The sequence below is a fragment of the Blautia sp. An46 genome, from assembly GCF_002161645.1.
Lineage (GTDB): Bacteria > Bacillota > Clostridia > Lachnospirales > Lachnospiraceae > Blautia > Blautia ornithocaccae.
Genome location: NZ_NFIF01000024.1, coordinates 39,062 through 51,605, shown reverse-complemented (window position 1 = coordinate 51,605; position 12,544 = coordinate 39,062). Strand labels below are relative to the sequence as shown.

The 12,544-nt window shown below is 45.5% G+C and carries 11 protein-coding genes and 5 pseudogenes; 11 read left to right on the top strand and 5 right to left on the bottom strand.

Annotated features, from left to right (window positions below; genetic code table 11):
- A pseudogene (locus B5G00_RS16325) lies at positions 1-857 on the bottom strand (IS256 family transposase); the annotation flags it as partial.
- Between the two features lie 152 nt (positions 858-1,009).
- On the opposite strand from B5G00_RS16325, the gene istA reads away from it, so the two are divergent.
- Positions 1,010-2,566 carry an IS21 family transposase gene (gene istA / locus B5G00_RS16320; RefSeq protein WP_087274668.1) on the top strand — a complete coding sequence of 519 codons (1,557 nt, stop codon included), beginning with the start codon at positions 1,010-1,012 and terminating at the stop codon, positions 2,564-2,566.
- Positions 2,556-3,302, top strand: coding sequence for an IS21-like element helper ATPase IstB (istB, locus tag B5G00_RS16315; protein ID WP_087177670.1), 747 nt, complete (start codon positions 2,556-2,558; stop codon positions 3,300-3,302). The genes istA and istB overlap by 11 nt, the downstream gene beginning before the upstream one ends.
- Positions 3,303-3,425: 123 nt before the next feature.
- Here the strand turns inward: istB and B5G00_RS16310 are convergent.
- Positions 3,426-3,659: pseudogene (locus B5G00_RS16310) on the bottom strand (transposase); the annotation flags it as partial.
- A gap of 101 nt (positions 3,660-3,760) precedes the next feature.
- Here B5G00_RS16310 and B5G00_RS16305 point away from each other — a divergent pair.
- Positions 3,761-4,072 (top strand): hypothetical protein, encoded by a 312-nt coding sequence (locus tag B5G00_RS16305; protein ID WP_242971396.1) that lies wholly within the window; start codon positions 3,761-3,763, stop codon positions 4,070-4,072.
- 45 nt (positions 4,073-4,117) lie between these two features.
- Here B5G00_RS16305 and B5G00_RS16300 read toward each other — a convergent pair whose 3' ends face one another.
- Both B5G00_RS16300 and B5G00_RS16295 read right to left on the bottom strand, forming a co-directional pair.
- Positions 4,118-5,026: an IS3 family transposase gene (locus tag B5G00_RS16300; RefSeq protein WP_087274664.1), complete on the bottom strand. Its 909-nt coding sequence runs from the start codon at positions 5,024-5,026 to the stop codon at positions 4,118-4,120.
- Positions 5,023-5,355: a transposase gene (locus B5G00_RS16295; RefSeq protein ID WP_087178456.1), complete on the bottom strand. Its 333-nt coding sequence runs from the start codon at positions 5,353-5,355 to the stop codon at positions 5,023-5,025. The genes B5G00_RS16300 and B5G00_RS16295 overlap by 4 nt, the downstream gene beginning before the upstream one ends.
- A gap of 337 nt (positions 5,356-5,692) precedes the next feature.
- Here B5G00_RS16295 and B5G00_RS16285 point away from each other — a divergent pair, with 337 nt between their 5' ends.
- The 5 genes and pseudogenes from B5G00_RS16285 (at position 5,693) to B5G00_RS16265 (ending at position 10,397) form a co-directional block, all read left to right on the top strand.
- Positions 5,693-7,138 (top strand): HAMP domain-containing sensor histidine kinase, encoded by a 1,446-nt coding sequence (locus tag B5G00_RS16285; RefSeq protein ID WP_087274660.1) that lies wholly within the window; start codon positions 5,693-5,695, stop codon positions 7,136-7,138.
- Positions 7,110-7,811 carry a response regulator transcription factor gene (locus B5G00_RS16280; RefSeq protein ID WP_087274658.1) on the top strand — a complete coding sequence of 234 codons (702 nt, stop codon included), beginning with the start codon at positions 7,110-7,112 and terminating at the stop codon, positions 7,809-7,811. The genes B5G00_RS16285 and B5G00_RS16280 overlap by 29 nt, the downstream gene beginning before the upstream one ends.
- A gap of 99 nt (positions 7,812-7,910) precedes the next feature.
- Positions 7,911-8,780, top strand: coding sequence for an EamA family transporter (locus B5G00_RS16275; protein ID WP_087274682.1), 870 nt, complete (start codon positions 7,911-7,913; stop codon positions 8,778-8,780).
- Positions 8,781-8,860: 80 nt separating this feature from the next.
- On the top strand, positions 8,861-9,694 hold the full coding sequence (locus tag B5G00_RS16270) for an undecaprenyl-diphosphate phosphatase (RefSeq protein WP_087274654.1): 834 nt from the start codon (positions 8,861-8,863) through the stop codon (positions 9,692-9,694).
- A 17-nt stretch (positions 9,695-9,711) separates the two neighbouring features.
- Positions 9,712-10,397 (top strand): annotated as a pseudogene (locus tag B5G00_RS16265) (response regulator transcription factor).
- Between the two features lie 2 nt (positions 10,398-10,399).
- Here B5G00_RS16265 and B5G00_RS19415 read toward each other — a convergent pair.
- Complete coding sequence (locus B5G00_RS19415; RefSeq protein ID WP_242971395.1) at positions 10,400-10,738, bottom strand: hypothetical protein; 339 nt, start codon at positions 10,736-10,738, stop codon at positions 10,400-10,402.
- Between the two features lie 49 nt (positions 10,739-10,787).
- Here B5G00_RS19415 and B5G00_RS16255 point away from each other — a divergent pair, with 49 nt between their 5' ends.
- From B5G00_RS16255 to B5G00_RS16245, 3 genes and pseudogenes are all read left to right on the top strand, one after another.
- Complete coding sequence (locus B5G00_RS16255) at positions 10,788-11,387, top strand: HDOD domain-containing protein (protein ID WP_242971394.1); 600 nt, start codon at positions 10,788-10,790, stop codon at positions 11,385-11,387.
- 9 nt (positions 11,388-11,396) lie between these two features.
- Positions 11,397-11,974: pseudogene (locus B5G00_RS20005) on the top strand (sugar O-acetyltransferase).
- Between the two features lie 219 nt (positions 11,975-12,193).
- Positions 12,194-12,538: pseudogene (locus B5G00_RS16245) on the top strand (pyridoxamine 5'-phosphate oxidase family protein); the annotation flags it as partial.
- Positions 12,539-12,544: the final 6 nt, after the last annotated feature.

The following is a 12,544-nucleotide window of genomic DNA, read 5'->3' as shown; positions in this document are numbered from 1 at the left end:
AACACACTCTTTGTCTTTGTGACTTTCCTGTATTGACGGTTCAGCCCTTCTATGATGTTTGTGGTATACATAATTCTGCGGATATCTCCGGAAAACTGGAAGAAAGAACTCACATCTTCCCAGTTGTTTTCCCAGTTACTGATCGCATAGGGATATTTCTTTCCCCATTTCTCCTTGATCGTTTCCAATTCCGAAAGAGCCGCAGATTCATTGGGCGCATTATAGACTGCCCTGAAGTCTGCTGAAAACTTCTTCAGATCGCTATAATTCACATATTTAAAGGAATTGCGCAGCATATGAATCACACAGCGCTGAATCTGTGCCTGTGGGAAAACAGCCTGAATTGCATCTTTAAATCCGGGAAGACCATCTACGCAGAAGAACAGAACATCCTGCACACCCCGGTTTTTCAGGTCATTGAGCATTCCAAGCCAGAATTTACTGGTCTCGTTCGCTCCTACGGTAATACTGAGAATCTCCTTATAGCCTTCCACCGTAACTCCCAGTACAATATAAGCAGCACGGCTGAGGATTCTGCCGTCTTCCCGGACTTTGTAATGGATACAGTCCATAAAAACAAACGGATATACAGGGTTCAGCGGACGTGACTGCCACTCTTTCACTTCCGGAAGGATCTTGTCCGTGATTTTACTGACCATTTCGGCGGAAAGTTCAATCCCATAAAGTTCCTGCAGCTGGTCATGAATATCCCTTGTGCTCATTCCACGGGCATAGAGAGAGATCACTTTCTCCTCAATCCCGGAAATATCCCGCTGATATTTAGGGATCAGCTTTGGTTCAAACTCACCATTGCGGTCACGGGGAACATCGATCTGGAATTGAGTATTCCGTGGCTTCAGAGCCATTCAATCCGTTACAGAGAGCCATCCATTCCGAACGATAGAGCCACCTGAATTATAAGGGCAATCCGCTGTTGAGAGCCACCTCTTGAAGCAATACAATCATCCTAACGGATGAATCCGTAATACTTTGAGAGGAGGACGATCAAATGTCCAAAGAAAAACAAATTTTACATATGCTGCTGGATGGTTATAGCCAACGGCGCATTGCCAGTACCTTGTGCGTATCCAGGAATACGGTTGCTAAGGTGGCGAAAGCAGCCTCAGATCACCAGTTATCGAAAGATGCACTGGAATCCATGGAAGAAATGGAAATCCACAATACACTTTTTCCAGAAGAAGCATTGCTCCCAACATTGGTCACGCCGGATTTTCCTTATATTCATAAGGAATTATTGAAAAGCGGCGTAACATTAAAGCTGTTATGGCAGGAGTATGTTGATACCTGCCGGGATGCCGGAAAACCGCCATACGGCTACTCCCAATACTGCAAGTTATATCAGGATTATGTTTCGAAAAATAAGCTTACCATGCATATCCAGCATAAACCTGGTGACAAACTGATGGTCGATTGGGCCGGGACCGCGCTGCCCCTTTATGATAAGATCTCTGGGAACAGCAGCAAGGTTTATCTGTTTGTAGCGACGCTGCCTTTCAGCATGTACTGCTATGCGCAGGCATGCCGTACCATGAAAGAGGAGGACTGGATCAATGCGCATATCGCTATGTATGAGTTCTTCGGCGGTGTCACCAGGATCCTGACCCCGGATAATCTGAAGGTTGGGATCCTCAGCAACAGAAAATACGAGGATCCAGTCGTAAACCGCTCTTACCAGGAGCTTGCGGATCACTATCACACTGCATTGCTTCCCGCCCGGGTATTGGCCCCGCGTGATAAAGCAGCTGTAGAAGGGAGTGTTGGGAATCTGACTTCCCACATCATTGCCCGTCTGCGGAACCGGAAATTTTTTGACATCCATACCATGAATGCAGCGATCCGAAAGGAACTGGATCGGTTCAATGAGGCTCCTTTCCAGAAAAAAGACGGTTCCCGTCACTCTGTATTTCTGGAAGAGGAACTTCCCTTTTTACAGCCGCTTCCCAGATATCCATATGAGTTTGCCCAATGGAAATCCGCTACCGTTCAGCTGAACTACCACATTGCCATAGATTTTCAGAACTATTCGGTCCCTTATGAGTATGTGCGCAAGAAAGTGGATGTCCGGTACACCAAGAGCAGCATTGAGGTTTATTACAAAGGGAATCGGATCTGCAGCCACAAACGTCTTTATGGACGCCGCGGGCAGTATTCCACGATCCCGGAGCACATGCCTGTCAACCATCAGCTGTACAGTGAATGGGATAAGGCAAGGTTCCTTAAGTGGGCATCTGGTATCGGTGAGTCAACCCATCAGGTGATCCAGGGGATCTTTGATTCCTACCGGATCGAAGAGCAGGCTTATAAGGGTTGCCTGTCTCTCCTGAAACTGGCTGATAAATATACTCCGGAAAGATTGGAACATGCCTGCAAAGCAGCTTTGGAGCGGATCCCCAGCCCGCGTTATAAGAATATCCGCCTGATCCTGGAATCTGGCAATGACAAGGCTGCTGGCCCATCAAACCAATCCTTTGAGGCTATCCATGACGAAAGCTATGCCCTGGTCCGTGGGGCTTCTTATTACGGAGGTGGCAGCCATGAAAAATGATACGGTGAAAAAGTTAAAGTCCATGAGGCTGCCTGCCTTTGCGGAAGCTTATGAAAAACAGATCGACCAGGAAGCTGAATACGGCTCCATGTCCTTCCATGAACGTCTCATGCTGTTGGTTGATGCGGAATACGATTCCCGGCATAATAACAATATCAAAAGATTGATCAAGAACGCGAAGTTCTCTGACTCATCTGCATTTCTTGGAAACATTGATTATCTGCCGGACCGGCACCTGAACCGGGATCTTCTGGAGAGCCTGGCGGATAATGACTACATCCGCCAAGGGCTGAATGTCATCCTGATCGGGGCTACAGGTACCGGCAAAAGCTTTATTGCTAATGCACTGGGAGTCAACGCCTGCCAATCCGGATATAAGACCAGATATATCCGTCTGCCGGAACTGTTCAGCGAACTGGAAGCAGCGAGGATACAGGGAAAATATCATCAAGTGATGAAGCAGTTTCAAAAGCTTCCACTTGTGATTCTTGATGAATTCCTTTTGATCCCTGCTTCCGAGCAGGAGCAAAGGGATCTGTTGGAACTGATGGAATACCGCTGCGGCCAGGTCTCCACCATCTTCTGTTCCCAGTTCATGCCGGAAGGCTGGCACGAAAGATTAGGAGGCAGTGCCCTTGCCGATTCCATCCTTGACCGTATCATCCCATCTGCCTATACCATGCGGATTGACGGGGATGTTTCAATGCGGCAAAGGAAAAGGATGATCAAAAACTAAATCATCCTACTGGGAGCCACGACACGGGTCATGGCTCCCACCATCGGACGATTGGCTCTCGATAACGGATTCCATGGCTCTATTCCAGGAGATTGGGTGGCTCCGCCACCGCAGAATATTCAGGAATTCCCCGTACTGGCTTTTGAGTGTTTTGGGAGAGTGGCCATTCCTCTTATTATCGCTCTTAAGATCACCCTTACAATTTTTTTCATAGCCCAGAGTTGCATCCATCTCGGCTTCCAGAAGCTCCTGCAATATATCTTTGAAGCTGTCTTTGAGAAGGGAGTAAACATCAGCCACACTGGTAATGTTGTTTTCTGTAATAATCTGTCGGATTTGGTCTTTTGCTACTGCCATAAATAAACTCCTTTTCGATAAGAATTGTCATATCTGTAATTCTTACCAAAAAGGAGCCATTTTTTACCAAAGCCACAAAGTTTTTTACACTACCGGCCAATGTGCCCTTCCCCTTTATTCCTATACAGATTACCCTGATTGACGCATGTATAGAAGCTTATCCATCCTTTATTACCATTGTGGAATCTGACACTAGAAGGATAAAAGGAAGTTTTTTAAAAACAGCTCTTATGAATGCCCTTCCCTTTGGCCTGACAGTGACGGGAATGATCATATTGGTCAGCCTTTTGGGTCCTTTTACCGTTGCTCAGAGACAGACCCTTATGTATCTGGTTTTGATCATTATTTCCATGACTGCTGTTATCAAAAGCTGTGTACCATTTAATCTCCTTCGGGGATTTATCTGCATTTGATATTGTCAAGATTAGTTGACACATTTTTCTCAAGGATATCACTGACTATGCAGCCACCTCCAAAGCCTCATAGTACTGCCTGCGTTTTACCATGGGAGGAAGGCCGCCATTGGCAGAGCAGATCCTCCGGTTGTTCCAGTAGCTGAGAAAGTATCTCCAGATAAGTACCTTTAGTTCTTCTACTTCCATCTGCTTTGTGTCATAACGGTCATAAAGAAGCTCCGTCTTCATTCTGGCCCACATGCTCTCGCAGCGTGCATTATCATGGCAGCGCCCTCCGGCACTGTTCATGCTTTGATGGATATGATGCTCCCGGATGGTCTGACGGTAGGACTCGCTGGTATACTGTGTCCCACGGTCACTGTGGATGATAGCGCCTTCCAACGCAGGATAGGCAGTCAGGGCGTTTTCCAATGTATGGATACATAGATCGGCTTTCATATTTGTTTCCATTGCCAGACCGAGGACACTAAGATCAAAGCAGTCAAAAATCGCAGATACATACAGTTTCCCATTGGATGCCGGAATCTCCGTGATATCCGTAATACATTTTTCTAATGGGGTATCAGAACGGAAATCCCGTTTTAGCAGATCATCCGATTTCATGGCTTCACGATCAGCCTTTGTGATCCCGTTGGGTTTTCTCTTAGGTCGATGGCTAAGGCCAATCTGATCCATAACTCGGTATACGGTTCTCTCACTGGGAATATGCACTCCTTCCGGCTGTTTCAGCAACAATGCCTGGTACATCCGGATTCGACCATAAGTATCGTTACATTCATCTTCACTGACGATTTCTTTCATGGCATCTGCCAAATCCTGGTACTTCCAGGGACGGTCTTTATTTGCGAGATATTTATAGAAGCCTTGGCGGCTGACCCCAAGCATTCTGCAGTAAAACGAGATTTTCCCGGTAATCCTGCCGTCTTCTGTCTTCAGGGCCAGAAAGATCATTCTCTGGTTTTTGCCGACTTCCGACGGCTGGCGGCGAAAAAAGCACTGGCTTCCTCCAGGAATTCGTTTTCTTCCTTCAGGCGACGGATTTCCTTATCCTGTTCCTTTACCCGTTTGCGCAGCATGGTAATTTCTTCTGCCAGGCTCATTGCGCTGGTGGGAGTATGGGAGCCTTCCCCGATATCCAGCTTACCGGCTCTAACAGCTTTCAGCCAGGTATGGATGGTTCCTTCTGGGATTCCTAATTCTTTAGCAGCCTTAGCGCCGCCGATTTCCTTGGCAAGTTTTACTGCCTGTACTTTGTATTCATGGTCATATTTACGTGCCACTTTGAATACCTCCTTATTCTCTTGGTTTTATTATGAAATCCTTGAGAATAAGCTGTCAACTTTTTTTATACCACACCAATTACAATGGTTCTGGGTACCTTTGGCGCTCTGCTGATACTGCCCCAGCTTTTTGAGGTCGCCAGTTTTCAGCCGGCAATGTTCATATTCCTGGCTGTGAGTGTTCTGGCCTCCTGGGTACTGCTCCTGATTTTGGAAGGAGTGAAGAGGAATCTTTCGGGGAAAGAAGGAAAGAGGATTTCTGGAATCTAAAATGTATATGGAAAAAGGGGAAAAGCTGATGTATGATGGTAGAAAAAGTATAAAGTGAGGAAAAGACATGTCGTTAAAAAAGCGGATGTTCCGTTCCAATATGATGATTTTGTTCTCTGCCCTGGTGGCATTAATGCTGATTCTGGTAGGTGTATTGATAATTTTTGAGGACTCTTTTGAAAGCCAGATTCATTCTCTGGATCAGAGCAGACTGGACAGCCATATAGAAGAGGCCGCCAGGCTGGTGAGGAATTCGCAGCCTGGTGAGGAAGATGCTTTAAGCAGGGAGCTGTCTTTGTGGGGTTACCAGACCGCATTGATTTCTCAGGGGACAGTTGTCTGGGGAGATGAAAGCGAAAATATGAAAGATCTGGCAGAGCATTTCACTATGGAAGAGGAAAGCAGCGGAGAGACAGAGATTTATTTCTGTGGGAATGCTTCAGTAGCAGGAAAATATGTAGAAGAAAAAAAGGCTGTTCTGGTGGCTGTCTATTTCCCGGAGGAAAGCCGGCTCTCCTCTTCTTTGAGGCCTCTTTTTCTTACTTTTCTCATTATATTGCTCCTGACAGGAACAGGAGCAATTGCAGTCCTTCTTTTTCTGGCTTCTTTTTTTACCCGGCGGATGAGCCGGGTAGTCATGGAGCCGGTGGGAAAACTGGTAGCGGCTGCACAGCGGGTACAGCAGGGAAATCTGGAAGAGAAGATCGTATATCAGGGGGAGACAGAATTTGAACATGTCTGTCAGACCTTTAATGCCATGCAGGATACCATTCTGGAGGACCAGAGACAGAGAGAAAAGAACGAAAGAGCCAGAACAGATATGATTACCGGAATTTCCCACGACCTGCGGACGCCGCTTACCTCTATACAGGGATATATCAAAGGAGTGCTGGACGGCATTGCAGATACAGATGAGAAGAAGGAACTCTATCTTCGGACTGCCTATGAATCTACGGAGGAAATGAATGTTCTTCTGAAGAAGCTTTTTGACTTTTCAAGAGTGGAAAGCGGCCAGCTTCCTTTTCATATGGTAAAGGTAGATTTGGCGGAGTTTACTTCTGCTTATATAGCTCAGAAAGAAGCAGTGATGGATCCGGAAAGGGTACAGCTGACTTTTGCTCTGGAAGAGGAAGGGCTTCCTGAGATTTCCATAGACATTGAGCAAATACCAAGGATTTTCGATAACCTGCTGGAAAACAGCATAAAATATGCCGGGAAACGTCCGGTCAGAATCAACGTCCGGATTTTTCGGGCGGAACCCTGGGTGGCTCTGGAATGGAAAGATAATGGGCCAGGAGTGGTCCAGGAAAAACTGCCCCGGATTTTTGAGAGATTTTATCGCTGTGATGAGGCCAGAACTGTCAAAGGCAGCGGGGTGGGGCTTTACATTGTAAAATATATTATGGAGCGTCATCATGGCGGGGTAAAGGCGGAAAATGACCAGGGGCTGAAGATTACCCTGTATTTCCCGGAAAGGAGCGAGGATGGAGAGAATATTGATCGCAGAAGATGATGAAAAAATTGCCTGGCTGGAAAAGGACTATCTGGAAAGCAATGGTTATGAGGCCAGGATTGTGGACAGAGGTGATAAGGTAATCCCGGAGCTTATAAGGGACTCCTATGATCTTTTGCTGCTGGATATCATGCTTCCTGGATTGAGCGGATATGATATCTGCCGGCGAATCCGGGAGGAAATCGATATCCCCATTCTCATGGTAACAGCCAGGACAGAGTCGGTAGATGTTATAAGAGGGCTGGGTCTTGGGGCAGACGACTATATTACCAAGCCTTTCGACCCCTCTCAGCTGGTAGCCAGAGTCCGGTCTCATCTGCGCAGATACGCCCGGCTTACAGGAAAAGGAAAAGAAGAGGGACTGGGAAGTGCCGGAAGAATCCTGGTCCAGGATATTATTATTGAGCCCAAGACCTGGAAGGTATGGAAAAAGGATCAGGAGATCCGGATGCCTAACCGGGAATTTGAGCTTCTCCGTTTTATGGCAGAGAACCCCAATATTGTCTTTTCCAAAGAAGAATTATTTGAAAAAATATGGGGCTATGACTATATTTCTGACGGCGCTACGGTATCTGTTCATATTAACCGGCTCAGAGAAAAGATTGAAGACGACGCCAGAAATCCTAAAATCATAGAAACCGTGTGGGGCGCCGGATACCGGCTGAATTTGTAAACCAGTGCCGGCTGCCTGATCATAGAATGAAAAGAAGGCCTCTGCCCTGACTGGAATATGGGAGGCTGTTTGAAGAAAAAGAGGAGAGAGGGAATTTTTATGTGGCTTTTGTTTGCTGTAGGCTCAGCTTTTTTTGCAGGAGTGACTTCTATTCTGGCAAAATGCGGAATCCGAAAGACAGACTCTACAGTGGCTACTGCGGTGCGGACGGTGGTAGTTCTGATTTTTTCCTGGATTATGGTATTTTTCGCCGGCTCCTGGGAACAGCTTTCTTCCGTAAAGGGGAGCACACTGGTTTTTCTGATTCTTTCAGGGGCAGCTACAGGAGCCTCCTGGCTGTGCTATTTTAAGGCTCTTCAGATAGGAGACATTAACAAGGTGGTCCCTCTGGATAAATCCAGTACAGTCCTTACTATTCTCCTGGCTCTGATCTTCCTGGGAGAAGGAATTTTCTGGGAAAAAGCAGTGGCGGTTCTGGGCATTGCCCTGGGGATTTTTCTGATGATCGAGAAGAAGGACAATCGAGAAAATGAAAAAAAGGAAGGGATGGGCTGGCTTTTCTATGGAGCCGGATCTGCTTTGTTTGCCAGTCTTACGGCCATCCTGGGAAAGATAGGCATCTCTGATATTGAATCCAATCTGGGAACTGCCATCCGTACCTGCGTGGTCCTGATCCTGGCCTGGGTGATGGTAGGGGTCCAGGGAAAAGGAAAAGAGGTCCGGAAGATTCCCAGAAAAGAGCTGGCCTTTATCTGTCTGTCCGGAGTAGCCACAGGAGCCTCCTGGATGTGCTACTGGAGAGCTCTTCAGGAGGGGCCTGCCAGCATCGTAGCTCCGGTGGATAAACTCAGTGTTCTGGTGACAGTGGCCTTTTCCTACTTTGTTTTCGGAGAAAAACTGATCAGGAGAGAAGCCCTGGGCCTTGTTCTTCTTACAGCAGGAACTGTAGTCATGGCTTTGCTGGGGTAGTGTATAGGGACATTTTTCCGCTTTCTATAAAAGGCTTTTGGCCCCTTGTACACTGAAGGGATTCAGAGAGGAATAAAAAAATGGAAATATTAAAAGGAATTTTATTCGGAATTGTGGAGGGAATCACAGAATGGCTGCCTGTAAGCAGTACAGGACACATGATCCTTCTGGACGCTTTTGTAAAGCTGGAAGGCTCCCCTGACTTTGTCAGCCTTTTCCTGGTAGTGATCCAGCTGGGAGCCATTTTGGCGGTGGTCCTGGTATTTTGGAACAGGCTCTTTCCTTTTCAGTTCCGTGATCGGACAAAACCGGTAATCGAAAAAGACAAAATGATCCTGTGGGGAAAAATCCTTCTGGCCTGTATTCCTGCCGCTGTGGCAGGGATTTTGTTTGACAGTGTTTTTGAACGACTGTTTTATCATGGCGGAACGGTGGCTTCAGCCCTGATCATTTTCGGTGTGGGATTTATTGTCATTGAAAGATGGAATAAGGGAAGAAGTCCTAAAATGACTTCGGTGGATCAGCTTACCATACCGGCAGTGCTGCTCATCGGAGTTTTTCAGCTTATCGCCGCTGTCTTTCCGGGAACTTCCAGATCGGGCGCTACCATATTGGGAGCCCTCCTTATTGGGGTATCCAGGCCAGCAGCCTCGGAATTTACTTTTTATCTGGCGGTACCTGTAATGCTGGGGGCCAGCCTGCTCCAGGTCCTGCACCATGGGCTGTCTTTTTCTTCCCAGGAATTGACCGTACTGGCTGCAGGCATGGTGACAGCTTTCCTGGTATCTCTGGCAGTTATCCGGTTTTTGATGGATTATGTAAAAAAACATGATTTCCAGATTTTCGGCTGGTACCGTATCCTTATGGGAGCTGGCGTACTGGGATTGAATTTGCTGGGAATCATCCAGATTTGAAAACAGGAGGCAGAATATTGGAGAAAATTTTAATCATTGAGGACGATGAATTGATCGCAGACCTGGAAAGAGATTATCTTCTGGCAGAAGGAATGGAAGCGGAAATTGCTTCTGACGGAAATATGGGTCTGCTGAAATTTAAAAAAGACAATTATGATGCAGTGATCCTGGATCTTATGCTGCCAGGAAAAATGGATTCCAAATCTGCCGGGAAATACGGCAGGAATCAGATCTTCCGATCCTTCTGGTCACTGCGAAGAAAGAAGATATTGATAAGATTAAAGGCCTGGGACTGGGAGCAGATGATTATGTGGTAAAGCCATTCAGTCCTATGGAATTGGTGGCCAGAGTAAAGGCCCACATCCAGATTCATCGGTCACTGAAGGAAAGAAAGAAGGAAAACTGTCTGAAAGCGGGGAACCTGGAAATCTATCCAGAGTCCTACAAGGTACTAAAGAAAGGCAGTCCTTTAGAGCTTACTGGCCGGGAATTTGAGATCTTGATGCTTTTTGCCCGAAATCCGAACATTGCTTTTACCAGAGAGCGGATCTTTGACCGGGTCTGGGGCATGGAAGCTGTTGGGGATATGGCTACGGTTACGGTCCACATCAATAATCTGAGAGATAAGATTGAAGAGGATCCCTCTAATCCCCAGCTGATCCAGACCATCTGGGGCGTAGGATACCGGTTCCACCCGGCATAGATTTACTCTGCCGGGATCAGATTGCTGATATAAGGACGCTTTCCGGAAAGCACGTCATCATAAAAATCCTGTTTCCAGTCAATATAATCTACACAGCCCTTCAATTCTTCAATAGAAGAAAGAAGGGCCTCCCTGTAGAACAGCTTCTTTTTGTCCTTTTCATTTTTATCCAGGTCTTCTTCCTCCTCTCTTCCGTTCCTGACTCTGAACTTCTTTACAGGTCCATTGTAAACCAGGATTCCCGGCTCTGGGGAATCCTGGTATAATCGGGACGTTGTCTGGTAAAAACGGCAGAATAGAGAGAAAAAAAGACAGAATAAATATATTATACGATATATCACAGGCGTTATAATGATTACAGGTAGATGGTTGCCAGAAAGGAGTATGAAATTGGAACTGAATTGTAGAATAGCAGAAACAGAATTAGAATGGGCAGGGAAATTAAATCCGGGAAAATGGATAGAACATTCCCGTTTTGTGGCTCTTGCCTGTAAAAATATTGCCGCACAATGTGAAGATTTATCTGCGGATCAGGCATATTGTTTTGGATTGCTCCATGACATCGGGAGATACGCCGGAGTGACTTCGGAGAAGCACTTAATAGACGGATATCGCTTTTGCATGGAACGGGGCTGGAAAAAGGCGGCACAGATCTGTATTTCCCATGCCTTTATGATACAGGATATAGAAACCTCTATTGGAACATTTGACGTATCTGACCAGGACTATTTATTTATGAAGCATTTTATAAAAAATGCTGTTTACGATGATTATGACCGACTTGTACAGCTGTGCGATGCACTGGCGCTTCCATCTGGATTTTGTCTTTTGGAAAAACGATTTGTGGATGTTGCGATCCGTTACGGAACGCCACCCGTAACCGTTGCACGTTGGAAAAAAATCTTAGAAATCAAGATGCTGTTTGAAGAAAAAATAGGTGGTTCTATTTATAAACAGCTTCCTGGAGTAGTCGAAAATACTTTTAAATAAAAAAGGAGAATGACTGTGTATTACATACAAGAAGATTTGGTTGATACCGCAAGAGAGGAAGATTTAAATCGTATTGCAAATGCAAGAAAATTAACTAGAATGTATTATTCTACCGACTATAAAGATACAGAGGAAAGACGGGCCATTCTTGCCGAATTATTAGGCGGCATAGGAGAGAATGTTGCCATTGATACGCCGTTTCATTGTGACTATGGGAAGAATATTATATTGGCAATCATGTGATCATTAATATGAATTGTACATTTGTAGATAACAAAGAGATAACAATAGGCAACTATGTGTTAATTGCTTCTAATGTACAGATTTATACATCTTCTCACCCGGTATTGCCTCAGGAAAGATTGATTTTTGAGAATACAACAGGACCTGAATGTTTTTTCAAGACATTTGCACGTCCTGTTGAAATACAAGATAATGTGTGGATTGGCGGAGGCTGCATTATACTTCCGGGAGTCACCATTGGAAAAAACAGTGTGATTGGAGCCGGCAGCGTTGTCACACGTTTCATTCCTGAAAACAGTGTTGCAGTTGGCAATCCCTGTAGAGTGATCCGGCAGTTTGACTGACTCGTTGAACTGCAGGCTCGGAAACCTGCAGACAATATAAAACAGACACGGTGATATGTTATTGCCATTATTGCCTGGAAGGGATTCTTCAAGGAAATGTTTGCTCAAAAAATAATAAAAACTTTAATGTAACTATTGATATTACAATAAAAGAATGCTATTTTAATATTGCAAGATGAAACAACGAATATTACAACAAAAAGAAAAGGAGAATTCATTATGAGCAAAGTAGTAGAATTTTTACAGGCAAACCCAGTACAGTATCTGGCAACCGTGGGAAGAGATAACAAGGCAAAGGTAAGGCCCTTTATGTTTCTCTTTGAGCAGGAGGGAAAACTCTGGTTCTGCACGAATAACACAAAAGATGTTTACAAAGATATGCAGGCAAATCCTGAAGTTGAAGTATGTGTGTCGGATCCCACTTATGCATGGATCCGTATCCACGGAACAGCAGTTTTTGAAGACAACATGGCCGTAAAAGAAGGGGCTATGAACAACCCTATCGTAAAAGGGCAGTATGAAACAGCAGATAACCCGATCTTTGAAGTGTTCTACATAAAGTCAACGGAA